Source organism: Vogesella lacus (genome assembly GCF_979366295.1).
This window is the reverse complement of sequence record NZ_CEETQT010000005.1, coordinates 207,158-233,005: the sequence shown is the minus strand read 5'-3', so window position 1 is coordinate 233,005 and position 25,848 is coordinate 207,158. Positions and strand designations below refer to the sequence as shown.

General features: G+C 57.5%; 22 protein-coding genes, 2 tRNA genes and 1 riboswitch. Of the genes, 16 read left to right on the top strand and 8 right to left on the bottom strand.

Annotated elements, in window-relative coordinates; genetic code table 11:
- Positions 1-2 precede the first annotated feature (2 nt).
- The 11 genes from nuoG to metF all read left to right on the top strand — a co-directional run bounded on the left by nuoG (position 3) and on the right by metF (position 12,892).
- On the top strand, positions 3-2,354 hold the full coding sequence (nuoG, locus tag ACZ9W6_RS08640; RefSeq protein ID WP_465190693.1) for an NADH-quinone oxidoreductase subunit NuoG: 2,352 nt from the start codon (positions 3-5) through the stop codon (positions 2,352-2,354).
- Between the two features lie 3 nt (positions 2,355-2,357).
- Positions 2,358-3,404, top strand: coding sequence for an NADH-quinone oxidoreductase subunit NuoH (nuoH, locus tag ACZ9W6_RS08635; RefSeq protein WP_465190692.1), 1,047 nt, complete (start codon positions 2,358-2,360; stop codon positions 3,402-3,404).
- A 28-nt stretch (positions 3,405-3,432) separates the two neighbouring features.
- Positions 3,433-3,912 (top strand): NADH-quinone oxidoreductase subunit NuoI, encoded by a 480-nt coding sequence (gene nuoI, locus ACZ9W6_RS08630; protein WP_465190735.1) that lies wholly within the window; start codon positions 3,433-3,435, stop codon positions 3,910-3,912.
- A 9-nt stretch (positions 3,913-3,921) separates the two neighbouring features.
- Positions 3,922-4,551, top strand: a complete 630-nt coding sequence (locus ACZ9W6_RS08625; protein WP_465190691.1) for an NADH-quinone oxidoreductase subunit J — start codon at positions 3,922-3,924, stop codon at positions 4,549-4,551.
- Between the two features lie 18 nt (positions 4,552-4,569).
- The gene (nuoK, locus tag ACZ9W6_RS08620) at positions 4,570-4,875 is read left to right on the top strand and encodes an NADH-quinone oxidoreductase subunit NuoK (RefSeq protein ID WP_465013011.1); all 306 of its coding nucleotides are present in this window, start codon (positions 4,570-4,572) and stop codon (positions 4,873-4,875) included.
- 33 nt (positions 4,876-4,908) lie between these two features.
- Positions 4,909-6,945, top strand: a complete 2,037-nt coding sequence (gene nuoL, locus ACZ9W6_RS08615) for an NADH-quinone oxidoreductase subunit L (protein ID WP_465190690.1) — start codon at positions 4,909-4,911, stop codon at positions 6,943-6,945.
- Between the two features lie 41 nt (positions 6,946-6,986).
- Positions 6,987-8,486, top strand: a complete 1,500-nt coding sequence (locus tag ACZ9W6_RS08610; RefSeq protein WP_465190689.1) for an NADH-quinone oxidoreductase subunit M — start codon at positions 6,987-6,989, stop codon at positions 8,484-8,486.
- An 18-nt stretch (positions 8,487-8,504) separates the two neighbouring features.
- Positions 8,505-9,959 (top strand): NADH-quinone oxidoreductase subunit NuoN, encoded by a 1,455-nt coding sequence (gene nuoN / locus ACZ9W6_RS08605; protein WP_465190688.1) that lies wholly within the window; start codon positions 8,505-8,507, stop codon positions 9,957-9,959.
- A gap of 9 nt (positions 9,960-9,968) precedes the next feature.
- On the top strand, positions 9,969-10,268 hold the full coding sequence (locus ACZ9W6_RS08600; protein WP_465190687.1) for a DUF2818 family protein: 300 nt from the start codon (positions 9,969-9,971) through the stop codon (positions 10,266-10,268).
- A gap of 98 nt (positions 10,269-10,366) precedes the next feature.
- Positions 10,367-10,431: riboswitch (S-adenosyl-L-homocysteine riboswitch) on the top strand.
- A 96-nt stretch (positions 10,432-10,527) separates the two neighbouring features.
- On the top strand, positions 10,528-11,928 hold the full coding sequence (gene ahcY / locus ACZ9W6_RS08595; protein ID WP_465190686.1) for an adenosylhomocysteinase: 1,401 nt from the start codon (positions 10,528-10,530) through the stop codon (positions 11,926-11,928).
- 130 nt (positions 11,929-12,058) lie between these two features.
- The gene (metF, locus tag ACZ9W6_RS08590; protein WP_465190685.1) at positions 12,059-12,892 is read left to right on the top strand and encodes a methylenetetrahydrofolate reductase [NAD(P)H]; all 834 of its coding nucleotides are present in this window, start codon (positions 12,059-12,061) and stop codon (positions 12,890-12,892) included.
- Here metF and ACZ9W6_RS08585 read toward each other — a convergent pair whose 3' ends face one another.
- Positions 12,893-14,689 (bottom strand): diguanylate cyclase domain-containing protein, encoded by a 1,797-nt coding sequence (locus ACZ9W6_RS08585; protein WP_465190684.1) that lies wholly within the window; start codon positions 14,687-14,689, stop codon positions 12,893-12,895.
- Between the two features lie 78 nt (positions 14,690-14,767).
- Positions 14,768-15,250 (bottom strand): Lrp/AsnC family transcriptional regulator, encoded by a 483-nt coding sequence (locus tag ACZ9W6_RS08580; RefSeq protein WP_465190683.1) that lies wholly within the window; start codon positions 15,248-15,250, stop codon positions 14,768-14,770.
- Between the two features lie 241 nt (positions 15,251-15,491).
- On the opposite strand from ACZ9W6_RS08580, the gene maiA reads away from it, so the two are divergent.
- The 5 genes from maiA (at position 15,492) to ACZ9W6_RS08555 (ending at position 18,243) form a co-directional block, all read left to right on the top strand.
- Positions 15,492-16,154 (top strand): maleylacetoacetate isomerase, encoded by a 663-nt coding sequence (gene maiA, locus ACZ9W6_RS08575; protein WP_465190681.1) that lies wholly within the window; start codon positions 15,492-15,494, stop codon positions 16,152-16,154.
- A 91-nt stretch (positions 16,155-16,245) separates the two neighbouring features.
- Positions 16,246-16,321, top strand: a tRNA-Phe gene (locus ACZ9W6_RS08570).
- A gap of 22 nt (positions 16,322-16,343) precedes the next feature.
- Positions 16,344-16,419 (top strand) — tRNA-Phe (locus tag ACZ9W6_RS08565).
- A 126-nt stretch (positions 16,420-16,545) separates the two neighbouring features.
- Positions 16,546-17,280 (top strand): metallophosphoesterase, encoded by a 735-nt coding sequence (locus tag ACZ9W6_RS08560; RefSeq protein WP_465190680.1) that lies wholly within the window; start codon positions 16,546-16,548, stop codon positions 17,278-17,280.
- Between the two features lie 117 nt (positions 17,281-17,397).
- The gene (locus ACZ9W6_RS08555; RefSeq protein ID WP_465190679.1) at positions 17,398-18,243 is read left to right on the top strand and encodes a universal stress protein; all 846 of its coding nucleotides are present in this window, start codon (positions 17,398-17,400) and stop codon (positions 18,241-18,243) included.
- Positions 18,244-18,315: 72 nt separating this feature from the next.
- Here ACZ9W6_RS08555 and ACZ9W6_RS08550 read toward each other — a convergent pair whose 3' ends face one another.
- The 6 genes from ACZ9W6_RS08550 to glnA form a co-directional block, all read right to left on the bottom strand.
- Positions 18,316-18,828 carry a GNAT family N-acetyltransferase gene (locus tag ACZ9W6_RS08550; protein ID WP_465190678.1) on the bottom strand — a complete coding sequence of 171 codons (513 nt, stop codon included), beginning with the start codon at positions 18,826-18,828 and terminating at the stop codon, positions 18,316-18,318.
- The gene (gene ntrC, locus ACZ9W6_RS08545; RefSeq protein ID WP_465190677.1) at positions 18,825-20,276 is read right to left on the bottom strand and encodes a nitrogen regulation protein NR(I); all 1,452 of its coding nucleotides are present in this window, start codon (positions 20,274-20,276) and stop codon (positions 18,825-18,827) included. The genes ACZ9W6_RS08550 and ntrC overlap by 4 nt, the downstream gene beginning before the upstream one ends.
- A gap of 16 nt (positions 20,277-20,292) precedes the next feature.
- The gene (gene glnL, locus ACZ9W6_RS08540) at positions 20,293-21,357 is read right to left on the bottom strand and encodes a nitrogen regulation protein NR(II) (RefSeq protein ID WP_465190676.1); all 1,065 of its coding nucleotides are present in this window, start codon (positions 21,355-21,357) and stop codon (positions 20,293-20,295) included.
- A 108-nt stretch (positions 21,358-21,465) separates the two neighbouring features.
- Positions 21,466-21,963: a DUF4124 domain-containing protein gene (locus ACZ9W6_RS08535; protein ID WP_465190675.1), complete on the bottom strand. Its 498-nt coding sequence runs from the start codon at positions 21,961-21,963 to the stop codon at positions 21,466-21,468.
- Between the two features lie 133 nt (positions 21,964-22,096).
- Complete coding sequence (locus ACZ9W6_RS08530) at positions 22,097-24,061, bottom strand: TonB-dependent receptor domain-containing protein (protein WP_465190674.1); 1,965 nt, start codon at positions 24,059-24,061, stop codon at positions 22,097-22,099.
- Positions 24,062-24,251: 190 nt separating this feature from the next.
- Positions 24,252-25,670 (bottom strand): type I glutamate--ammonia ligase, encoded by a 1,419-nt coding sequence (gene glnA / locus ACZ9W6_RS08525; protein ID WP_465190673.1) that lies wholly within the window; start codon positions 25,668-25,670, stop codon positions 24,252-24,254.
- Positions 25,671-25,848 lie beyond the last annotated feature (178 nt).

Below are 25,848 nucleotides of genomic sequence, written 5' to 3'. Positions count from 1 at the left end.
CGATGCTAGAAATCGAAATCGACGGTAAAAAACTGACAGTGGCCCAAGGCAGCACCATCATTGATGCGGCCAACACTGCCGGTACATATATTCCGCACTTCTGCTACCACAAGAAACTGTCCATTGCGGCCAACTGCCGCATGTGTCTGGTTGAAGTGGAAAAAGCGCCCAAGCCGCTGCCGGCCTGTGCGACCCCGGTAACTGACGGCATGAAAGTCCACACTGCCTCGCCACTGGCCAAAAAAGCCCAGCAAGGCGTGATGGAGTTTCTGCTGATCAACCACCCGCTGGACTGCCCGATCTGTGATCAGGGTGGTGAATGCCAGCTGCAGGATCTGGCGGTAGGTTATGGCAACTCCGCTTCGCGCTATCAGGAAGAAAAGCGTGTCGTGGTAGGCAAGGATATGGGCCCGCTGGTTTCCGCCGAGGAAATGAGCCGCTGCATCCATTGCACCCGCTGCGTGCGCTTTACCGAGGAAATCGGTGGCTACCAGGAAATCGGTATGGCCAACCGCAGCGAGTTCTCCGAGATCATGCCTTATCTGGGCAAGACCGTTAACTCGGAAATCTCCGGTAACGTGATCGACCTGTGCCCGGTTGGTGCGCTGACTTCCAAGCCATTCCGCTACGCCACCCGTGCGTGGGAATTGTCGCGTCGCAAGTCGGTCAGCCCGCACGATGGTCTGGGGGCCAACCTGATCGTCCAGGTCAAGCACAATGAAGTGATGCGTGTGCTGCCGCTGGAAAACGAAGCAATCAACGAATGCTGGATTGCCGACCGTGACCGCTTTGCATACGAAGGCCTGATCAGTGCCGAACGTCTGCAAAAGCCGATGATCAAGTTTGACAACAAGTGGCATGAAACCGACTGGCAGACTGCTCTGGAATATGTTGTCAAAGGTCTGAACGGCGTTTCCAACGATCACGGCAAGGACGCCATCGGCTTCCTCTCCAGCCCGTACAGCACGACTGAAGAGCTGTATCTGGCGCAGAAGCTTGCGCGTGGTTTCGGCGTGAACAACATCGACAGCCAGCTGCGTCGTGGTGACAAACGCGTCGCCGCCGCCCAGCAGGGTGCACTGTGGCTGGGTAGCTCCATCAGCGAACTGCTGGCTGCCAAGTCCGTGCTGTTTGTCGGTTCGACCCAGCGCAAGGAGCAGCCACTGCTGGCTTCGCGCCTGCGTCAGGCTGTCAAGAAGGGCATGGCGCTGAACGTTATTCACACCAGTGATGATGATCTGCTGACCAAGCTTAATGCCAAGCTGATCGTTGCCCCGCAAGCGCTGGTTAATGCGCTGGCGCAGGTGCTGAAGGCGGTTGCCGAGATCAAGGGCGAAGCCGCCCAGCTGGATGTTGCTGCGGCCAACGTTGCAAGCGATGCACGTGCGATCGCCGAAAGCCTGTGTGCTGGCGAAACTGCCGCCATCGTGCTGGGCAATGTGGCACAACATCACCCAGCCTTTGCTGAACTGCTGTCGCTGGCGCAAGAAATCGCGCGTATCAGCGGTGCCCGTTTCGGTATCGCGGCCGAAGCCGGTAACAGCGTTGGTGCTGACATTGCCGGTGCCAATCCGGCGCGTGGCCCGTTCGGCAAGTCGGTGACTGCCGGTGTGACTGCTGGTGAAATGTTCGCTGCACCACGCAAAGCTTATGTCCTGCTGAATACCGAAGTCGAAGCTGACAGCTACAACAGCCAGCAAGCGGTTGCTGCCATGAGGCAGGCCGCTACCGTTATTGCCCTGACCGCCTACAAGGGCGAGGCGATGCTGGACTACGCCGACGTACTGCTGCCTATCGCGCCGTTCACCGAGACTGCCGGTTCCTTCGTAAACATGGAAGGCCGTCTGCAGACTTTCAACGGAGTGGTTCGTCCGCAAGGCGAAGCACGTCCGGCCTGGAAGGTACTGCGTGTACTGGGCAATATGCTGGGCGTCGCCGGTTTCGATTTCAACAGTGCCGAAGAGGTCCGTGCCGAGCTGCTGGCTGGTGGTGATATCGCTAGCGCACTGGGCAATGCGATCAAGCCGGTTGCGGCCAACCTTGCGGTTGCCGAAGGTCTGCAGCGTATCGGTGAAGTCGCCATGTACGATGCCGATGCTATCTGCCGTCGTGCCGCTTCGTTGCAACTGACGGCTGATGCCGCCGTACCGCAGATCGCGTTGAATCCGGCTGAGCTTGCCCGTCTGGGTCTGGTTGCCGGCGAGCGTGCACAGGTAGAGCAGGGTGGTCACAGTGTGGCGCTGCTGGTGGCAGCCGATGATGCTGTACCGGCCGGTGCTGTACGCGTGGCGTCCCATGCGGCTACCCGTGGTCTGGGCGGCCTGTTTGACCAGATTCAGATCAAGCGAGGTTAATCCATGGAGTTTCTGCAAAACCTGTTGGGTGCAGATGCCGGTCTGGCGGTGTGGACACTGCTGAAGATCCTGGTCATCGTGGGCCCGCTGATGATAGGCGTTGCCTATCTGACGCTGGCTGAGCGCAAGGTCATTGGCTACATGCAGATTCGTATCGGCCCGAACCGGGTCGGTCCGAAAGGTCTGCTGCAGCCACTGGCTGACGGCGTGAAGCTGCTGATGAAGGAAATCATTCTGCCGACCAAGTCCAGCAAGGGCTTGTTCCTGGTGGCTCCGGTGCTGTCTATCATGCCGGCACTGGCAGCCTGGGCGGTGATTCCGTTTACCGACAATCTGGTACTGGCGAATATCGATGCCTCGCTGCTGTACATCATGGCCATCACCTCCATGGGTGTTTACGGCGTGATCGTGGCAGGCTGGGCCGGTAACTCCAAGTACTCCTTCCTTGGTGCCCTGCGTTCTTCGGCGCAGATCGTATCCTACGAAATCGCCATGGGCTTTGCCCTGGTGGGTGTACTGATGGTGTCGGGCAGTCTGAACCTGGTTGAAATCGTGAAGCAGCAGGGTACTGGCATGGCCGGTGGCTCTATCTTCTCGTGGAACTGGTTGCCCTTGTTCCCGCTGTTCCTGGTCTACCTGATTTCCGGTGTGGCCGAGACCAACCGTGCGCCATTTGACGTGGCGGAAGGTGAATCCGAAATCGTGGCCGGTTTCCACGTGGAATACTCGGGTATGGCCTTTGCCGTGTTCTTCCTGGCCGAATACGCCAACATGATCCTGATTGCAGCGCTGACTGCCATCATGTTCTTGGGTGGCTGGCTGTCGCCATTCCCGGCTAGCTGGGGTCTGCTCGGCGAATCCGGCATCGTATGGTTGCTGGTGAAGATGTCGATGGTACTGTTCTGCTTCCTGTGGTTCCGTGCGACCTTCCCGCGTTACCGTTACGACCAGATCATGCGTCTGGGCTGGAAGATCTTCATTCCGGTATCGCTGGTATGGGTAGTGGTAGTTGGCGGCTGGATGATGAGCCCGCTGACACTGTGGAACTGAGTCGGACTGGATAAAGAAAATGTCAATGATCCGCAACTTCTTTAAAACCTTCCTGCTGGTCGAGCTGGTGCAGGGCTTGATGGTGACTGGTCGTCACTTTTTTGCCCGCAAGATCACCGTTCAGTTCCCGGAAGAGAAAACTCCGCTGTCTCCGCGCTTCCGCGGCTTGCACGCTCAGCGCCGTTATGCCAACGGCGAAGAGCGCTGCATTGCCTGTAAGTTGTGCGAGGCGATCTGCCCGGCAATGGCCATCACTATCGAATCCGAGCAGCGTGACGACGGTACCCGTCGTACCAGCCGCTACGATATCGATCTGACCAAGTGCATTTTCTGCGGCTTCTGTGAAGAAGCTTGTCCGGTTGATGCCATTGTCGAGACCCACATTTTTGAATACCACGGCGAAAAGCGTGGCGACCTCTACTACACCAAGCCGATGCTGCTGGCGGTGGGTGACAAGTACGAGGCTGAAATCGCGGCCAACAAGGCTGCGGATGCCAAGTATCGCTAAGGGGGAGACATGAGCTTTCAGGCGGTTGTTTTTTATGTGCTGTCGGCGATTCTTATTTTCGCCGCATTCCGTGTGGTGACAGCCAAGAACCCGGTACACGCTGCGTTGTACCTGGTGCTGGCCTTCTTCACTGCGGCTGGTCACTGGCTGCTGTTGCAGGCCGAGTTCCTCGCGATTGCGCTGGTACTGGTCTACGTCGGCGCGGTCATGGTGCTGTTCCTGTTCGTGGTGATGATGCTGGATATCAATATCGAGAAGCTGCGTGAAGGCTTCTGGCGTCACTTCCCGCTGGCCGGCACCGTAGCCATCGTGATGGTTGCCGAAATGGCCCTGATTCTCTCCAGCCCGGAGGCCAATCTGGCCGGATTCCAGGCGCAGGAGGTTGCGGCCAACGTCAGCAACGTTCGCGAGCTGGGCCTGCAGCTGTACACCACTTACCTGCTGCCATTCGAAGTGGCTGCCATCATCCTGCTGGTTGCGATGATTGCCGCTATCGGTATCACCATGCGCAAGCGTGCTGACAGCAAGTACATCAATCCGGCGGAGCAGGTGCGTGTGCGTCGTAATGACCGCGTGCGTATCGTGCAGGTAGACGTAGTCAAGCCTGCCGCTCCGGAATCCAACGAGCAACAGGCCTGACGGCCGTAGGGAAAAAAAGTGCTGACACTCACTCACTTCCTCGTACTGGCCGGCATCCTGTTTGCCATCAGTGTGCTGGGTATTTTCCTTAACCGGAAAAACCTCATCATCCTGCTGATGGCCATCGAGCTGATGCTGCTGGCGGTGAATTACAACTTCATCGCGTTCTCGCACTATCTATCCGATACCGCGGGACAGATTTTCGTCTTCTTTATCCTGACCGTAGCAGCCGCCGAGTCGGCGATCGGTCTGGCTATCCTGGTGGTACTGTTCCGTAAACTGGACACCATCAACGTAGAAGACTTGGGCAGCCTCAAGGGCTAAGTTTCCGGATTACACTTTTAAAGCACGACAAACATGGATACGAAAAGCTTATACCTGCTGATCGCGCTCTCACCGCTGGTGGGCTCGATGATTGCAGGCCTGTTTGGCTGGGCGATCGGTCGTCGGGCTGCACACGTCGTTACCATTCTCGGCGTAGCAGTCTCGGCGGTTCTGTCGATTGGCGTACTCAAGGACTTCCTTGACGGTACCGCCCAGGTTTTCAACGCGCCGGTTTATACCTGGCTGACGGTTGGCGGCTTCGAATTCTCGGTCGGTTTCCTGGTGGATTCCCTGACTGCGATGATGATGGTCGTGGTAACCAGCGTATCGCTGATGGTGCATATCTACACCATCGGCTATATGAAGGAAGACCCGGGTTACCAGCGCTTCTTCAGCTACATTTCGCTGTTTACCTTCTCGATGCTGATGCTGGTAATGGCCAACAACTTCGTCCAGCTGTTCTTCGGCTGGGAAGCGGTTGGTCTGGTGTCCTACCTGCTGATCGGCTTCTGGTTCAAGCGTCCGACTGCGACCTTTGCCAACCTGAAGGCCTTCCTGGTTAACCGTGTAGGTGACTTCGGTTTCCTGCTGGGTATCGGCCTGGTCCTGGCTTATTTCGGTGGTTCGCTGAACTACAGCGATGTGTTTGCTGCGGCTCCGGCACTGGCCAACAAGACTATCCAGATCATTCCGGGTGTCGAGTGGTCGCTGCTGACAGTTACCTGCATCCTGCTGTTCGTTGGCGCGATGGGTAAGTCTGCGCAGTTCCCGCTGCATGTGTGGTTGCCAGATTCCATGGAAGGCCCAACCCCGATTTCCGCACTGATTCACGCGGCGACCATGGTTACCGCCGGTATCTTCATGGTATCGCGCATGAGCCCGCTGTACGAGATGTCGGATGTGGCGCTGAACGTGGTGATGACTGCCGGTGCGATTACCGCGCTGTTCATGGGTTTCCTGGGTATCGTCCAGAACGACATCAAGCGTGTCGTGGCTTACTCCACTCTGTCGCAGCTGGGTTACATGACTGTTGCGCTGGGTGCTTCGGCTTACTCTGTAGCGATGTTCCACGTAATGACCCATGCCTTCTTCAAGGCACTGCTGTTCCTTGCGGCGGGTTCCGTCATCATGGGCATGCACCATGATCAGGACATGCGCAATATGGGTGGCCTGCGCAAGTACATGCCGGTTACCTGGATTACCTCGCTGCTGGGTTCGCTGGCACTGATCGGTACGCCGTTCCTGTCCGGTTTCTACTCCAAGGATTCCATCATCCTGGCGGTACAGAACAGCAATCTGGCTGCTTCCGGCTTTGCCTACTTTGCTGTTATTGCCGGTGTGTTCGTGACAGCGTTCTACTCCTTCCGCATGTACTTCCTGGTCTTCCACGGCAAGGAACGCTGGATGGAGGTCAAGCATGACCATCACCACCACGATGACGAGCACGGTGATGACCATCATCACGGTCTGGGCCCGAATGACAAGCCGCACGAGTCGCCATGGGTGGTTACCCTGCCGTTGACCTTGCTGGCCATTCCATCGGTAGTCATCGGCTTCTTTGCCCTGCACCCGCTGGTTGGTGGCGAGTTCTTCAATGGTGTGATCTACACCAATCTGGAAGCTCACCCGGGTCTGGAAGCTGCGATGCATCATGCCCATGATGCGGTAGCAATGGGTCTGCATGCCTTCGTGACCCTGCCGTTCTGGTTGGCCGCAGCAGGTGTGGCACTGGCTTGGTTCTTCTACATGAAGGCGCCGCATATTCCGGCTGCCATCAAACAGAAGTTCAGCGCGGTACACACGCTGCTCGAGAACAAGTACTACATGGATGAGCTGTACTTCAACGTATTCGCGAAGGGCTCGCGTGCTCTGGGTACCTTCTTCTGGAAGGTCGGCGACATGCTGTTGATTGATGGTCTGATCGTAAACGGTAGTGCACGCCTGGTAGGCTGCTTCTCTAAAGTGGTGCGCAAACTGCAGACAGGTTTCATCTACAGTTACGCCGCCGTGATGATCATTGGCCTCCTGGTGCTGATGACCTACTGGTTCAAGCCGCTGATCCTGCGTTAAGGGTCGGTTACCGGAATCGATATAACATTTAGGTTCTCGATATGTTCGCTAATCCTTTGAGTCTGGTGATCTGGACACCGATCGTGGCAGGCCTGCTGGTGCTTGCTACGGGCGGCGACCAGCGCGCGACGCTGGCGCGCTGGCTGGCGCTGGCTGGTGCGCTGGCCGGTTTCCTGGTGTCACTGCCTTTGTTTACCGATTTCGACAATCTGCATGGTGGCATGCAGTTTGTCGAAAACACCCCGTGGATTACTTCACTGGGCATTAACTACCACCTGGGTGTGGACGGCATCTCGATGCTGTTCATCGTCCTCAACAGCTTTACCACTCTGATGGTGGTGCTGGCTGGTTGGGAAGTGATCCAGAAGCGTACCGCGCAGTACATGGCCGCTTTCCTGATCATGTCCGGCCTGATCAACGGTGCGTTTGCCGCACTGGATGCCATCCTGTTCTATGTCTTCTTTGAAGGCATGCTGATCCCGATGTACCTGATCATCGGTGTCTGGGGTGGTCCACGCCGCGTGTATGCGTCGATCAAGTTCTTCCTGTATACCCTGCTGGGTTCCCTGCTGATGCTGGTAGCGTTCATCTACCTGTATTTCCAGGCTGGCAAGACTTTCGACATTCTGGCGTTCCAGAATCTGAAGCAGATTCCGCTGACAGTTCAGCTGCTGCTGTTTGTTGCCTTCTTCCTGTCGTTTGCCGTGAAAGTGCCGATGTGGCCGGTTCACACCTGGTTGCCGGACGCTCACGTTGAGGCGCCAACTGGTGGCTCCATGGTACTGGCTGCGATCACCCTGAAGATCGGTGCTTACGGCTTCCTGCGTTTTGCTCTCCCTATCGTGCCGGATGCCTCGGTACAGCTGGCACCGATGATGGTGGGCCTGTCGCTGGTTGCGGTGGTGTACATCGGTCTGGTGGCGCTGGTGCAAACCGATATGAAGAAGCTGGTGGCTTACTCTTCGATTTCGCACATGGGCTTCGTGACCCTGGGTCTGTTCCTGTTCACCGGTACCGAGCTGAACGTCTGGGCGGTTGAAGGTGCACTGGTGCAGATGGTTTCGCACGGCTTTGTTTCCGCCGCGATGTTTATGTGTATCGGTGTGATGTATGACCGTGTCCACAGCCGCAATATCGCCGACTACGGTGGTGTGGCGAACAAGATGCCTATCTTCGCTGCCTTCATGATGCTGTTTGCCATGGCCAACTCCGGTCTGCCGGCAACCTCCGGCTTCGTCGGTGAGTTCATGGTGATCATGGGTGCGGTAAAAGTGAACTTCTGGGTTGCTGCCTTGGCTGCAACTACCCTGATTTTCGGTGCCGCCTACACCCTGTGGATGTATAAGCGCGTGATCTTCGGTGATGTCGGTAACGATCATGTTGCCGAGATGCAGGACGTCAACAAGCGTGAATTCCTGATTCTGGCGATTCTGGCACTGACCGTGCTGGGCATGGGTCTGTACCCGGAGCTGTTCGTCCAGAAGATGCACCTGTCCGTGAACGAGCTGATCGCGCATGTTGCGCAGAGCAAGCTGAACTAAGGCCACAAGGAAGACAAAATGACTTTGGCTGATCTCAACCTGATGGTGGCCTTGCCGGAACTGTTCCTGTTCACGGCGCTCTGTGCCATCTTGCTGCTTGATCTGTTTATTTCGGATGCCAAGCGCGGTATTACTTATTCCTTGTCCATCCTGACCCTGCTGGTGACAGCCGGTATCCAGGTAGCGACTTACCAACCTTACGCTACCATTACCTTCAGTGGCATGTTCATTGACGATCCGTTGTCCGATATCGTCAAGATTGCCATGTATGGCGCAACGGCTTTGGTACTGGTGTATACCCGCCAGTACATGAAGGATCGCGAAATGTATCGCGGCGATTTCTTCACCCTGAGCCTGTTCGCCTTGCTGGGCATGAACCTGATGGTATCCAGCAACAACTTCGTCAGCCTGTATATGGGTCTGGAGTTGCTGTCGCTGTCGCTGTACTCGTTGATCGCGCTGCAGCGTGATTCTGCCCGTGCGGTTGAGGCGGCCATGAAGTACTTTGTACTGGGCGCGCTGGCTTCCGGCCTGCTGCTGTACGGTATGTCCATGGTTTACGGTGCTACCGGTTCGCTGGATATTGCCGCGGTTGCCAAGGCCGTATCTTCGGGTACTGCCAACCACACCCTGCTGGTATTTGGTCTGGTCTTCATCGTTGCCGGCCTGTCGTTCAAGCTGGGCGTGGTGCCGTTCCACATGTGGGTGCCTGACGTTTATCACGGTTCTTCGACTGCGATGACCCTGATGATCGGTGCTGCACCTAAGTTGGCCGCATTCGTTTTCGTTATCCGTATCCTGATTCAGGGTCTGGGCGAAATGGTTGCGGACTGGCAGGGCATGCTGATTATCGTTGCCGCCTTGTCGATGGCTATCGGTAACATCACTGCGATCGCCCAGACCAATCTGAAGCGTATGCTGGCATACTCGACCATCTCGCACATGGGCTTCCTGTTGCTGGGGCTGATTGCCGGTACGCACGAAGGTTATGCGTCCGCACTGTTCTACGTGCTGGTTTACGTACTGACGTCGCTGGCGGCCTTCGGTCTGCTGCTCGGTCTGTCGCGTGCTGGTTTCGAGTGCGAAACACTGGACGACCTGAAAGGCTTGAACAGCCGTAACAGCTGGTATGCCTTCCTGGTACTGCTGGCCATGTTCTCCATGGCAGGCATTCCGCCGCTGGCTGGTTTCTACGCCAAGTTTGCGGTGATCCAGGCTATCGTCAACATCGACCTGATCTGGCTGGCAGTGTTTGCCGTGCTGATGTCGCTGATCGGTGCTTTCTACTACCTGCGTATCGTCAAGCTGGTTTACTTTGATGATGTACAGGACAACAGCCCGATCATGATGTCCGGTGACATGAAGATGGTTCTGTCCATCAATGGCTTGGCATTGCTGGCACTGGGTGTGATGCCGGAACGTTTGGTCGCCATGTGTGTCGAAGCGATGAAACTGTCCCTGAACAGCCTGTAAGGAAAGATTGTGGAAGTCAGCGTTACCGTTCTGTTGTTGCTGTCGCTTATTGCGGCCAACCTGCCGTTTATCAGTAATCGTGTTGCCGGCTTCTGGCAACCCGCTGGTGGCAAGCACTTTGGCTGGCACTTGCTGGAGCTGGTAACGCTGTATCTGCTGCTGGGTGGGCTTGCCTATGTGCTGGAGGGGCGGCATACGCCGCACCATAGCCAGAACTGGCAGTTTTATGTGGTGACTCTGTCCCTGTTTCTGGTCTTCGCGTTTCCCGGTTTTGTCGGGCGCTACTTCTGGAAATCCCGCGGCGTCTGATGACTTCCCGCTCTGCAAACCGCCTGTCAGCCGACAGGCGGTTTTGTTTTGTCCATCGAAAATAGCTGCGGCAACGGTATCTTCTGCCATAATGACGGGGTTCCGGGGAGCGCTGCGAGGCAAGGCCCCAGGCCCGGACTCTTCAAAACGGCGCTCACCTGCTAATTGCGATATTGCCTGCAATATCGCCCAACCCGTGCCGGGCACGGGATGGCGGGTGAGCCGCATCCCTCCCGGCCTTCGTGAAAAGGATGACACGATGGCTGCATTCAACGATTACGTTGTTGCTGATATCAATCTGGCCGATTGGGGCCGCAAAGAACTGAATATCGCCGAAACCGAAATGCCAGGCCTGATGGCCATCCGCGAGGAGTACAAGCATAGCCAGCCGTTGCGCGGTGCACGTATTGCCGGCTCCCTGCACATGACGGTACAGACCGCCGTGCTGATCGAAACCCTGACCGCGCTGGGTGCCGAGGTACGTTGGGCATCGTGCAATATCTTCTCGACCCAGGACCATGCGGCTGCGGCGATTGCTGCGGCCAACATTCCGGTATTCGCCTTCAAGGGCGAGAGCCTGGATGAATACTGGGAATTCAGCCACAAGATCTTCGAATGGCCGGAAAACCAGCCTGCCAACATGATTCTGGATGATGGCGGCGACGCAACCCTGCTGCTGATGCTGGGCAGCAAGGCAGAAAAGGATATCGGCGTCATCGGCCATCCGACCAATGATGAAGAAACTGCGCTGTTTGCCGCGATCAAGCGCTATCTGGCGATTGATCCGCAGTGGTACTCCAAACGTCTGCAACACATCAAGGGCGTGACCGAAGAGACCACCACCGGTGTGCATCGTCTGTATCAGCTGGAAAAAGACGGCCAGCTGCCATTCCCGGCGTTCAACGTTAACGACTCGGTAACCAAGTCCAAGTTCGATAACCTGTATGGCTGCCGTGAGTCGCTGGTAGATGGCATCAAGCGCGCTACCGACGTGATGATTGCCGGCAAGGTTGCTGTCGTATTGGGTTATGGCGATGTGGGCAAGGGCTGCGCGCAGAGCTTGCGCGGTCTGGGCGCAACCGTTTGGGTCACCGAAATCGACCCGATCTGCGCTCTGCAGGCGGCGATGGAAGGCTACCGCGTGGTTCGCATGGATGAAGTTTGCGATCAGGCTGATATCTTCGTCACCACCACCGGCAACGTTGGCGTGATCACTCACGATCACATGGCCCGTATGCGCAATAACGCCATCGTGTGCAATATCGGTCACTTCGACAGCGAAATCGAAGTTGCCAGCCTGCGTCAGTACCAGTGGGAAAACATCAAGCCACAGGTTGATCACATCATTTTCCCGGATGGCAAGCGCATCATCTTGCTGGCCGAAGGTCGTCTGGTGAATCTGGGTTGTGCTACCGGTCATCCGAGCTTCGTGATGTCCAACTCCTTCACCAACCAGGTGCTGGCGCAGATCGAGATCTTCGCAAACGGTGCGCAATACCAGAACAAGGTTTATGTGCTGCCTAAACATCTGGACGAGAAAGTTGCCCGTCTGCATCTTGAGCGTATCGGTGCCCGTCTGACCGAGCTGTCTGATCAGCAGGCTGCATATATCAGCGTGCCGAAAGAAGGCCCATATAAGCCGGCACACTATCGTTATTAATAAAGATTTGTGAAGTGAAAGCGGGCAGGTGGTTAAAATTACCTGCCCGTTTTTTGCGGCCAACCTTGGTCGCAGGCAGCCCTTGTGGCGCTGTTATCGCAGGGATAACCCGAAAACAAAGCAGATCACCATGACAGACCGTAAAACATTCAGCTTCGAGTTCTTCCCGCCGCGCACGCCGGAAGGCATCAGTAAACTGCGTACTACGCGCCAGCAGCTTGCACAGTTCAATCCCGAGTTCTTCTCGGTGACTTTCGGTGCCGGTGGCACCACGCGTGATGGCACACTGTCTACCGTGCTGGAAATCCGCAATGAAGGCTATGCTGCCGCGCCACACTTGTCCTGCATCGGTTCGACCCGCGAGAATATTCGCGCGATTCTCAACGAGTACCGCAATCACGGCATCCGCCATATCGTGGCGCTGCGTGGCGATATGCCGTCAGGCATGGTTGAGGCGGGTGAGTTCCGCTTCGCAAACGAGCTGGTCAGCTTCATCCGTGAAGAACATGGCGATCACTTCCATATCGAAGTGGCTGCTTATCCTGAGTTTCATCCGCAAGCCAAATCGGCCGAAGATGATCTCAACAATTTCGTACGCAAGGCCAAAGCCGGTGCCAACTCGGCGATGACGCAGTATTTCTTCAATGCGGATGCCTATTTCCGCTTTGTTGATGAGGTGCAGTCGCGTGGTGTGGATATCCCTATCGTGCCGGGCATCATGCCGATTGCCAATTTTGGCCAGCTCTGTCGATTCTCGGATATGTGCGGGGCAGAAGTGCCACGCTGGTTACGCCTGCGCATGCAGTCGTATATGGATGACACCGCATCCATTCGTGCGCTGGGTCTAGATGTCGTGACCGAGCTGTGTGACCGTTTGCTGGCCAATGGTGCACCTGGCCTGCATTTCTACACGCTGAATCAGGCGGGCACCGTATCGACCATCTGGCAGCGTCTGGGGCTGTAATCAGTGTATCGGGGGCAGGCTATAGCGATTGCGGCCAAGCTGTTTGGCCAGATGCAGCGCTTGCCTCGCATCATCGATGACTTCTTCGATGCTGTTATGGCGCTGCAGCGAGATGGTTGCCACACCGATACTGATCGTCACAAAAGGGGTGCTGCTGGCCGGATGCGGAATCTGCCAGTGGTACACCTCGTCAACCAGCTGCTGCGCCACGATCTCGGCCTGTTCGCGACCTTTCCCAGGTAAAACCAGCAGAAAGCTTTTGCCGCTGTAACGTACGGCAAGGCCGTTACGGCCATTCTGTTGATTCTCGTCGGCAATTTTTTGCAGGCTTTGCGCAATGCGAACCAGACAGTCATCGCCGGCTGAATTACCGCGGATGCTGTTGAAGGTGCGAAAGTGGTCGATATCTATCAGCAGCACGCTCAGGGCAATCTGGTGGCTGAAAGCCAACTCCAGAAAATGCTTTTTCTCGTTCTGCAATCGCACCGGATTGGCAAGACAGGTCAAACCGTCCTGAAAAGGTAGCACCGACAGCATGTGCTCTGCATCCTGCAAACGGCTTTGCTGGCGACTGATCAGCTCGTGCAGATTGTGGCGCATGCAGAGAGAGCTCAGCAGATTGGCTGTGCTACCTATCAGTGCTTGCTCGGCTTCGTTCCAGTCACGCTCTTCGTGATGCTGGCAAGCCAGCAGTGCATAGTGCCGTCCGGCGATAAAGGTTGGCTGCAAGAACAGGCTCTGAATACCACTTTCGCTCAGTGTCAGAAACTCGCTGTGGCCGTCCGGTGGAAAGTCATTGCGATTACTGATCTTGATAGTTTGTCTGGCTTCGAGCAAAGGCCTGAGCCAGGGCGAGTTGAGAAACAGTCCGGCCTCCACGCCAGATAGGTTGGCTTTCCATATCTCGTCAGCACGTGTCCCGGGCAGCTTGATGAAGTTGATCTGGTCAACATTCAGCAAGCGCTGCAGGCGATGCAGACACTCTTCGATAATCAGCAGGCCGTCTTCATTGTGCAGATTGATCAGCCGTGATGACTGCGCGTGCAGCCACTGCATCTGGCGGCTTAGTAACTCCAGTTCCTGGGTTCTGAGCGTCAGCAGCTCACCCAGCTGTTCGCGCTGCTGTTGCAGTGTGGCCAGCTGTGCCTGCGTCATCAACTCATCCTGCAGTCTGCTCAGGCGTTCGCGATTCAACAGTCTGGCCAGGTTGTTGATTTCACGGTTAGGAAAGTCAAGGCTACTCAGGTCTTCATTGAGCTGACTGCCGATGATTTCAAGCTGCTGGTTGAGCTGCTGTCGCAAAGTCCATTGCAGTACGCCCAAAAGCGTCAGTTGCGCAAAAATACCGGCACATGCCAATGCCAGTGTTTCGAGTAGCAGCTTGTTTATTAGTGCCTGTTTGCCGAGGTAAACCCGTAGCGTGGCGATGGGCCGTTTGCCACTGCGTTCTGAGGCAATCGGGAAGTCGCGGATCAGTTCGTTATGTGTTCGTCCCGCATTTTTGCTACTCAGGCGCTGGCCAAGTGTAGTTTGCAGCTCGACCTTGTTGACGCCATCAAGCCTGGCAATGCTGTCCAGTAACTGCTGGGTATTATTGAGATCCAGATCCCAGATGCTCTGTGCCAGTACGATATTGAATCGTTGTTCTATCAGCTCATGAGTCTGGGCGAGGCGAGCATTAAGTTGCTGCAAGCCGTAGATAAAGTAGGCGCTGCCCGCACAAATGGTTATCAGGGCAATGACCAGAAGCGAGCGAAGGTTGAGCGTTCGGGCCAAGGGCGGGTGGTAGCTAGTCACGGCAGGCTCGGCAGGCTTGAAGAGACTTTATGATAGCTGAAACAAACACCCCCCGCATAACGGGGGGTGTTGGCAGTCTCAAGGATTGAGATGGGCGATCGGCAGTGCGGTCGTTTGCTTGAACTCTTTGAGTACGAAGCTGGATTTGACGTCTTCAACGCCCGGCTGCTGCAGCAGCTCATCCATGACAAAGCGGGAAAAGTGTTGCAGGTCTTCAAAATAAACCTGCAGCAGATAATCCATTTCACCGGTCATTGCGTAGCAGTTCACGACTTCAGGCCAGCGCTGAACGGCATCCATGAAACTTTGCAGATGGGTGTTGCCGCGCTTTTCGAGTGTCACGCGGACAAAGGCCTGCAGGCCGAGGCCGATTTTTGCCGGGTCGAGCAGGGCAACGTACTGGCGGATGACACCAGAGTCTTCCAGTTGCTTCAGGCGACGCAGGCAAGGGGATGGGGATAGTGCAACTTTTTCTGCCAGTTCGACATTGGTCAGACGACCGTTGGCTTGCAGTGCGGCCAACATCTTGATGTCGGTCTTGTCCAGGGAGAAAGCGGACATGATTACTCCTGTTGGGGGTTTGCTCTGGAATTTTGTTTTAAGTTTTGCATTTTCATTGCTCGGGGTTGCAAGAAAATTGCACTCGAGTTTACTGAGATTCCACGCGGGCTGCTAGTGCTTTGTGTCAAACAGGGGGCAATGATGGGCAGAACAAGTCTGCTATTTGCACAGGGTGGGTATCGTGTTGCGTAAGGCAAATGACTAAGATGCAGGGTGTCTACTGATATCTAGGAGGTGAACAATGCATAAAAATGAAACTGTCACACTGACGCTATTTGATTACTTCCGCTCTTCCGCCGCCTATCGTGTCCGGATCACCCTGAACCTCAAGGGCCTGCCTTACCAGTCGCATGCGGTGAATCTCGTCAAGGGCGAGCAACGCAGTCAAGAGCACCTGCAGCGACAGCAGCAGGGGCTGGTGCCGGCGCTGCAAGATGGCGATGCGTGTTTGCAGCAGTCATTGGCAATCTGTGAATATCTGGACGAGCAATATCCCGACACGGCCCGCCTGTTGCCTGGCGATGCGCTGCAAAGAGCGAGGATCCGTGCGGCGGCGCTGTTGATTGCCTGCGACATTCATCCGGTCAACAATTTGCGTATTCTCAATTACCTGAGGGACGAGCTGGCAGTCGATGAAGCCGCGCGTATGCAGTGGTACCGGCATTGGGTAGAGCAGGGATTCCAGGCGCTGGAAAGCATGCTGGCTCCGCATGCTGGGCGTTACTGCTTTGGTGATGAACCGACACTGGCGGACGTCTGTCTGCTGCCACAAGTCTTTAATGCAACGAGATTCAAGGTCGATATGACGCAGTTTCCATTGCTGCAAAAGATTGCTGAGAACCTCGGACAGCTGGAGGCATTTGCGGCCGCGCACCCAAGCCGTCAGCCGGATGCGCAGCCTTGATTTCAAGTTTTTTAAAAAAAGTGCTTGACGCTGTAAATCCTATCTGCTTTAATGCGCACCTCTGATGCAGCACGGCAGTGCAGCGCAAGAAGGCCAATTAGCTCAGTTGGTAGAGCAACGGATTGAAAATCCGTGTGTCCGTGGTTCGATTCCGCGATTGGCCACCACAAAACTTGCCGCTTCAGATTTGGCCAATTAGCTCAGTTGGTAGAGCAACGGATTGAAAATCCGTGTGTCCGTGGTTCGATTCCGCGATTGGCCACCAATTCAACGCCCAGCACATGCTGGGCGTTTTTCATTTCTACGCTTGTCTCTGCACAAGGCTTGTCTGTTGCCATCTGCTACACTGCCTGTCTGTCAAATCATCCGGGCAGCTTGTTTGCCGGCACTCATGAATCTGTTTCGGGTACTTTCCTCCAATGCGCTGGGCCGTGATTTTGTCGTGGGCGACATTCACGGCTGTTTCGATGCCTTGCAAGCCTTACTTGTGCAGGCTGGCTTCGATGAGTCAGTCGACCGGCTGCTTTCGGTTGGCGATCTGGTAGACCGTGGCGCGCAGTCGCGCACGGTGCTGGATTGGCTGGCCAAGCCGTGGTTCTACGCCGTGCGCGGCAATCACGAACAGATGGCCATTGACTATCAGGATGGCAGCGACTGGCAGGAGCGCTATCAGCTCAACGGCGGTGACTGGTTCATGACCTTGCCGGAGGCCGAGCGCGAGCCCTATCGAGCCGCTTTTGCTGCATTGCCGCTGGCGATGATGCTGGCGGTAGGCGAACGTACCGTGGGCATCATTCATGCCGATTGTCCCGAAGATGACTGGCAGGTGCTGCCGCAAAGGTTGGCCGCAGACGATCTGGCACTCTGCAACAATGGCGAGACTCTGCGGCGTGAGTGTACCTGGTCGCGTGAGCGCTTCCGCGGCGAGGCAAGAAACCGCGTGGCTGGCATTGATCTGCTTTGTGTCGGGCATTCTGTGGTGCCACATGCGCGTCAGCGGGATAATGTGTTGTATCTCGATACAGGTCAGGTCTACGACGGTTATCTGAGCATGCTCTGTCTGCAAGACATGTCCTTGCATGTACTGGCGGCTGCCGTGCCGGATGCGGAAGTTGCTGATGCTTGATCTGGAACAAGTTTTTGCTGAAAACTTTCTGTTACTTCAGGCGTCATGAGAATATCGGCAACCTGAGAAACCGCAGCCACCTTGCCCGGGCTGCGTCAAGAAGATAAGGAAAACAGCATGATGAAGAAGATTCTGTTGGTTCTGGATAGCGGCGACGGTGCCGCCGGAGCCCGTGATTACGCACTGGAGCTGGCCAAATCGCACCAGGCTTCCCTGACTGCTCTTGCCCTGATTGATGCTGCACCGCTGCTGGATGGCGAGGCGATGCCGGCTGGCGCTTATGCCTACCGTGCGGCGCGTGATGCCAGCCTGGAGAAGCGCTGGCTGGAAACCGCGCGCAATCTGCTGGACGATGTGCGTGATCGCGCTGGCGAGCTGGCTATCGAGCTGTCTTCGGCGGTTGCCGAAGGTGGCCACCCGGAAGACGAGCTGGCCAAGCATGCACCGCTGCACGATGTACTGGTGGTGGCTACCGAAAGTCATCTCGGCGATGTCGAGCAGGAGCATGACAGCCGCTGGCTGGAAAACTACCTGCTTAATCCGGCGCGCCCATTGTTGCTGTTCTCCCCGGATGTGAAAAAACCGGCCGCCGCGCGTTGTGTGCTGCTGGCCTATGATGGCAGCCCGTGCGCCGCGCGTGCCTTGCAGCAGTTCGTGTTCCTGGGGCTGGCGCATGATTTGCCACGCAAGGTCATCGCCAATCATGCCGATCCGCAAGAGGCCGAGCGTCTGGCGGCAGAGGGTGCAGCCTATCTTGCCAGCCACGGCCTGCCAGCCGAGCCGCTAGCCCTGTCGGCACGTGGCTCCAACTCGCAGATCCTGATCGCCGAGTGTGACAGTCAGGGCGCCGCCTTGCTGGTGATGGGCGCATTCGGTCATAACAGCTGGAAAGAGAAGCTGTTCGGGTCGACTACCCGCACGCTGATGAAGCACAGCCATGTACCGGTGCTGATGTTCCATTGATGTTTTGAGATGATAAAAAGACTGCGGCCAACCTTAGCAAAGTTGGCCGCAGTCTTTTGTATCGTACCGATATCAGCCGGCGAGCTGTTTGAAGAAGTAGCGTGTGGTGTGCAGGCTGCCGTCAGGGCTGGCGGCATAGTTGGGGATGTCACCGGCGTGTTGCCAGCCCCAGCGTGGATAGAGGCGGGCTGCGTGCGAGCCGGCATCGGTATCCAGCACCAGCAGCGTACGGCCATCGGCCTGCGCAGCTTCTTCTGCCACTTGCATCAGCCGTGCGGCAAGGCCCTGGCCGCGGGCTTGCGGATGCACCATCAGCTTCTGGATTTCGGCGCGGTGGCGGCCATTACGCTTGCCGCAAGGGGCCAGCTGGATGCTACCTACGATGCCTGCCTCGTTTATGGCCAGCCAGCAGCGCAACTCCGGGCCAAGGTTGGCCGCAAGGCCTTGCCAGTATTCTTGCGCGCCACGGTCGTCCAGCGTGGCCAGAAAGCCGATTGACGCGCCACCTTGCACGCAGCTTTGCAGCAGCGCTGCCAGTTGTGCCAGATCGGCAGCTTCGCCGACCTGCCATTCGCGGATCCTCATTCGCCGCCCTCCAGTCCGAGTTCCTGAATCTTGCGGGTCAGTGTGTTGCGGCCCCAGCCCAGCAGTTGTGCGGCCTCGACCTTGCGCCCGCCGGTGTGGGCGAGGCCGCTCTGGATGCAGGTGCGCTCGAAGCGCGCGGTCAGGTCATCAATAATGCCGGTTTCGCCGGCCGCCAGGCGCTGGCTGACCTCGCGCGCGAGCAGTGTGCACCAGTCGGCCGTACTGGCGGCTTGCGGCGGTGCGATGCCGGTGTTGCCGGGTATCGGCTGCGAGCTGCTTTCTGCCGTCACTGGCACATCGCGGAACTCGGGCGGCAGATCGCCGAGGTCAACCGTCTGGCCGGGGGCCATCACGGTAATCCACTGACACAGGTTTTCCAGCTGGCGCACATTGCCGGGGAAGGGGTAGTGCTGGATGCGCTGCATCGCCGCCTCTGTCAGGCGCTTGGCTTCCATATCCAGGTTGGCCGCGGTGCGCGACAGGAAGTGGCGTACCAACAGCGGAATATCCTCGCTGCGCTCGCGCAGCGGCGGCAGGCGCAGGCGGATCACGTTCAGGCGGTGAAACAGGTCTTCGCGGAACTTGCCTTGCTTGACGTGTTCTTCGAGGTTTTGGTGGGTGGCGGCAATCACCCGCACATTGGCCTTGACCGGGGTATGACCGCCGACGCGGTAGAAATGGCCATCGGACAGCACGCGCAGCAGGCGGGTCTGCAGCTCGGTCGGCATATCGCCGATTTCATCGAGAAACAGCGTGCCGCCTTCGGCCTCTTCAAAGCGGCCACGCCGGGTGGCGACTGCTCCGGTGAACGCGCCTTTTTCATGGCCGAACAGCTCGGACTCCAGCAGATCGCGCGGAATGGCGGCAGTGTTCAGGGCGATAAACGGTTTGCTGGCGCGTACCGAGTGGCGATGCAGCGCTTCGGCCACACGCTCCTTGCCGGAGCCGGATTCGCCGGTAATCAGCACGGTGACGCTGGATTGCGACAGGCGACCGATGGCGCGGAATACGTCCTGCATGGCGGGGGCCTGGCCCAGCAGCGAGGGCATCGCCTCGTTATTGCCGAGGCTGCTGCCATTGTCGCGGCTCTGGGCGAGTGCCCGTTCGATCAGGGTGACGGCCTGGTCGACATCAAAAGGTTTGGGCAGATATTCGAACGCACCGCCCTGAAAGGCCGCTACGGCCGAATCGAGGTCGGAATGCGCCGTCATGATGATGACCGGCAGATCCGGGTGCTCCTGCCTGACCTTGGCCAGAAACTTCAGGCCGTCAGTGCCGGGCATGCGCACATCGCTGATGATGACGCTGGGTAGCTGATCGTACAGCGCGTTCAGCGCATCATCCGCGCTGGAAAAGCTCTGCCAGCTGATCTGGCTGCGGCTGAGCGATTTTTCCAGCACCCAGCGGATGGCTTTGTCGTCGTCGATGATCCAGACGGATTGGGTCATGGCTTAGCCTTTCTTGTTATGCATCCGGGCCGAAGGGCATCAGGATGTTGAAGCAGGTGTGCCCCTGGCGGGATTCGAATTCGATGATGCCGCCGTGCTGGTGGACAAAAGTCTGCGCCAGCGTCAGGCCGAGGCCGGTGCCATCGGCGCGGCCGGTCACCAGCGGGTAGAACACGTGGTCGCGGATTTCCTCGGGAATGCCGGGGCCGTTGTCGATGATCTGGATATGCAGCGCCAGATTGTGGCGCTTGCGTGCCAGTGTTACCTGACGGGCAACGCGGGTGCGCAGGGTGATCTCGCCTTTGCCATGCATGGCCTGGGCGGCGTTGCGCACGATATTGAGCACGATCTGGATCAGCTGCTCCTTGTCGGCAGCCAGGCCGGGCAGGCTGATATCGTAGTCGCGGCGAATCTGCAGGCCTTGCGGGTACTCGGCCAGCAGGATGCTGCGTACCCGTTCCAGCACTTCGTGGATATTTACATCGCTGGCGATCTGGCGGCGATGCGGGGCCAGCAGGCGATCGACCAGGGTCTGCAGGCGCAGCGCCTCCTCGCGGATCACGCTGGTGTATTCGAGCAATTCCGGCCGGTCGGCGATTTCGTGCTCCAGCAATTGCGCCGCACCCCGGATGCCACCCAGCGGGTTTTTGACTTCATGTGCCAGATTGCGGATCAGCTCGCGGTTGGCTTGTTGTTGCAGCAGCAGACGCTCTTCATTGGCGATACGCAATTGCTGCTCGATCGGGCGCAATTCCAGCAAGGCCAGTCGCGGCGGGCTGTCGATGGGGGTAACAGTCAGGCTGACGTGTAGCGGGCTGCCACTTTCCGGGGCTAGCTCGAGGTCGTGCTCGATATAGCTGCCGGCATGATCGAGCGCCATCTGCACCGCATTACGCAAGGCGCGGGCATCGCGAAACAGGGTGTAGAGGCTGTGGCGCTGCAATTCCTTGCGGCCAACCTTGAGCAGGCTTTCGCAGGCGGGATTGGCGAAGTGCAGTTCGCCATTGCGCTGCACCACCATCACGGGCGTGTCCAGCAACTCCAGTCCGGCGTAACTGGCGGGCGATGAGCTCGGGTTCATATAGGGCATCCGCAATCTTTCCTGTTAGCTAGCAATAAGCGCGCCATGCGCTGATCGGCCTGAGAAAATCAGATTGCCCTATTATGGTGCATATTCATGCACCATGCTTTACTTCGGTGCGTTCTCCATATTCAGCTCGCTTTGCAGTGCTGAAATATTTCGTTCGCGATCGGTGATCTCGTCCTGCAGCTTGCGTTTTTGTGTGGTGTCGGCATTGCTGGCTGCTTGCAAGGCCTTGCGCGCATCGGCCAGTGCCTTTTGCTCGTTGGCCAGCTCGTCCTGCAGGATGCGATTACGGCCGCGGTCGCGGTTGCGCTGGGTCTCGGGTTTGACGCTGGGGATATTGCCGGTGCTTTGCTGGCGCGGTGTGCTGGGCGCTGCTGGCGCAGCAGAAGGATTGGGGCTGCTGTTGGCGATGCCGTTGCCGCCATTGCCACCACCACTGGATGGTGTGACCAGAAAAGGCTTGGCACCCTTGATCGGGATATTGGTAAAGGTCACGCGGCCATCCTTGTCTACATATTTGTAGATGGTATTGGCCTGGGCCGTGCTGATGCCGCTGAGCAGGCAGAGCAGGGCAATCGTGGTGAGAGGGCGGCTGGACATGCCGGAATGATAGCAAACAAACCGGCTGCATTAGCAAGTGCCGGGCTTGGCGCTTTAAGACGGCAAGTCATGTGGCGGGCCAGTCATTGAAAACGCCCGAAGACTGGCATCTTCGGGCGTGTGCTTCACGGGTTTAGAACTGCCAGCTCAGGTCAAGACGGAAGTCGCGGCCAGCCTCAGGGTAGCCCAGCACTTTTTGCTGTGCGCCCTGATAGGCGTAGGTGGCCTGGTCGTAATACGCCTTGTCGAACAGGTTCTTCACGGCAAAATTCACGCGTGGCAGGTTCTTGCCGCTTGGCTTCCAGCTCAGGTAGACATCATGCACGGCATAGCCATCCTTGCGCATGGTGGTGCCGTTGGCCGCCACCGGCTGGTAATCGATGCCTTCGGTCAGACGGCCCTGCCAGCCAAGCTCCAGCTGGTATTGCGGCAGCTGGTAGCCCAGATGCGCAACCCAGGTGCGACCGGTGTAGGTGCCAAGGCCGAGGTCGCCATCGCCGAGCAGACGGCCATTCAGCTTGGGTTTGCTGTGGCTGACATTGAGGCCGGCGCTCAGCTGGCCCAGCTGATAATCGGCAGACAGCTCATAGCCCTTCACCTTGGCGGTGCCGGCATTGTCGCGGCAGACGCCACGCGGCGGGGTGCACAGCAAGGAGGTGACGAAGTTGTCGATACGCTGATTGAAGACGTTGGCCGCAAGCTTCAGGCCGCCACGCTGGTATTGCAGGCCCAGTTCGCTATTGCTGGCTTTTTCCGGGTCAATCTCGCTGGCGTTTTTCCAGCTGGCGATATCCAGCATGAAGGCTTCCTTCAGACCGACGCCGCGCAGTGCACGGGCGTGGCCGCCCTTGAGCTGCCAGTTGTCATTCAGGTCGAAGGTAGCCTGCAGGCTGGGGCTGGCGCCACTGCTACTGAAGTGCTGACCATGATTATCGCGGTAGTCATAGCTGTCAAAACGCAGGCCAGCCGCCAAGGTCAGTGGCGAGAAGCTGAGCACCGCCTCGGTGTAGCCGCCCAGCACGCTGGCGCGTTCATGGCCGCTGCCGGTGTTGTTTTGCGAATTGCTGATCTGGCGGGCGCGCGACTCGTCTTCGCGCCAGTTCAGGCCGTAGCGCAGCAAGTGCTCGCCGAGACTGGACTTCAAATTGATATCCAGACCGTGGGTGCGCAGCGATTCGCCATAGTTGCGGCCAACCTTGCTGGTGCGATCGCTATCGACAGCCGAGCGATGCAGCAGCACTTCGGCCTTGTCGATAGCGCCAAGACCAAGCGCCTGGTAGCGGATGCTGCTGGTGTCGCGCAGCTGGCTCTGCGGAATCGGGTCATTCGGCACCACCGGATGGAAGAAACCCACCATATTGGCGCGGGCATTACGGATACCGTGTTCGTCGCTGTGCTGGTAATTGAATTGCAGCGATTGCTTGTTGGCCAGTGGCACGCCGAGCTTGAACAGCACATTGTCCATATTGCTGTCGGACTCGTTCAGGCGCTGGCCATTGCCGTCCTTGTAGTAGTCCTGTTGCTGACGGCTGAGGCTGAACAGCAGGTCGCTGCCGTTATCCAGCACACCAAAGGCGCTGGCATTGCTGCGCCAGCCCTTGTTGCTGGAAACACCTAGGCCGACGATGGCGCCGCTGCGTTCATCGGCGCGCAGCAGATCACGCGCGCTGACGGTTTCGAGGCGCATCGCACCGGCCAGTGCACCCGGGCCGGCACTGGCCGAGGCCGTGCCTTTTTCGACTTCGACTTTTTTCAGCAGCAGCGGATCTATCATCAGCGCCGTCTGGTGATGGTAGATCTTGCCATTGTGAAAGGCGCCATCGATGGTCATGTTCAGCAGCGACTCTTCAAGGCCGCGGATATAGACCTTTTGCGCCACCGGATTGCCGCCGCCGCCGATGCTGATGGCGCTGTCGCTGTTGTAGATGTCCTGCAGGTCCTGTGCCTGTTGCTTGGCCAGGGTTTCCTGATTGATGGTCTGGTCCTGGGTAGGTGTGGCGGTGACGCGGATGGTCGGCAATTCGGCGGCATGGCTCGCGTAAGGCAGGGTGGCCAACAGGATGGCGAGTAGCGTCGGGCGGAACGGTGTTTGGCGCATGGGCGGCTTTCGGTCTGGTGTGCTTGTTTGTTAATGAGAATTTATCTCATTATTTTCCAGTGAAATACCGGTCATGGCCTTTGCGCAAAGGCTAGCCAGTTTTGCCCGAGAGGCAAAATGCTGGTGAGCAGGCATGAAAAAACCCGCAAGCCGAAGCTTGCGGGTTCGCAGCGTACGCGGGTCGAATCGCTTACAGGCTGTAGTACATCGCGAATTCTACCGGGTGGGTAGTCATGCGAGTCAGGTTGACTTCTTTCATCTTCAGTTCGATGAAAGCGTCAATCCATTCATTGGAGAACACGCCGCCACGGGTCAGGAACTCGCGGTCTGCGTCCAGAGCGGCCAGCGCTTCATCCAGCGACGCGCACACGGTCGGGATCAGCTTGTCTTCTTCTGGTGGCAGGTCGTACAGGTTCTTGTCGGCAGCATCGCCCGGGTGGATCTTGTTCTGGATACCGTCCAGACCCGCCATCAGCAGGGCGGCAAAGCACAGGTACGGGTTAGCCAGCGGATCCGGGAAACGTGCCTCGATACGACGGCCTTTCGGGTTGGCCACGTGCGGGATACGGATGGAAGCGGAACGGTTCTTGGCGGAGTAAGCCAGTTTAACCGGTGCTTCGTAGTGCGGAACCAGACGCTTGTAGGAGTTGGTGCCCGGGTTGGTGATGGCGTTCAGGGCCTTGGCGTGCTTGATGATACCGCCGATGTAGTACAGGGCAGTGTCAGACAGGCCGGCGTAGCCGTCGCCAGCAAACAGGTTCTTGCCGTCTTTCCAGATCGACTGGTGAACGTGCATGCCGGAACCGTTGTCGCCAACGATAGGCTTCGGCATGAAGGTCGCGGTCTTGCCGTAGCTGTGAGCTACGTTGTGTACCACGTACTTCAGGATCTGGGTCCAGTCAGCGCGCTGGGTCAGGGTGCTGAACTTGGTGCCGATTTCGTTCTGGCCGGCGGTAGCCACTTCGTGGTGGTGAACTTCAACCGGTACGCCCAGTTCTTCCAGCAGCAGCACCATGGCCGAGCGGATGTCTTGGGACGAATCAACCGGCGGAACCGGGAAGTAGCCGCCTTTTACGCCAGGACGGTGACCGGTGTTGCCACCTTCGAACTCTTCAGCGGAGGCCCAGGCAGCTTCTTCTGCCTTGATCTTCACGAAGCAGCCGGACATGTCGGTGCCCCAGGTGATGCTGTCGAAGATGAAGAATTCTGGCTCCGGGCCGAAGTAGGCGGTATCACCAATACCGGAAGCCTTCAGGTAGGCTTCGGCGCGCTTGGCTACGGAACGTGGGCAGCGGTCGTAACCCTTGCCATCGGCCGGGTCGATCACGTCGCAGCTCATGAATACGGTTGGCTCGTCGAAGAACGGATCGATCTTGGCGGTTGCCGGATCAGCGATCAGCAGCATGTCGGAGGCTTGAATGCCTTTCCAGCCAGCGATGGAGGAACCATCGAACGCGTGGCCGTTTTCGAACCATGCGTCGGCATCGCTCAGCAGAACGTGAGCCGGAATGGTGACGTGCTGTTCTTTACCCATTGTGTCGGTAAAGCGCAGGTCTACGAATTTAACGTCGTTTTCGGTAATGAGCTTGACTACGTCTGCAACCGCCATGGTGTTCTCCTGTAGAGCGACAAGGTGCATCAATGTGTGATGACGCAAATTTCAGTGTGCTACGTCTAGCATGAAGTGTGCCAGCTCGTGGCGCGGGAAATCCTGGGCTATTTTGCCATATTTGCCATGACAGGCACGTGGCATTTGCTGTCTGGTATGCCCATATTTGGTGCTTGCG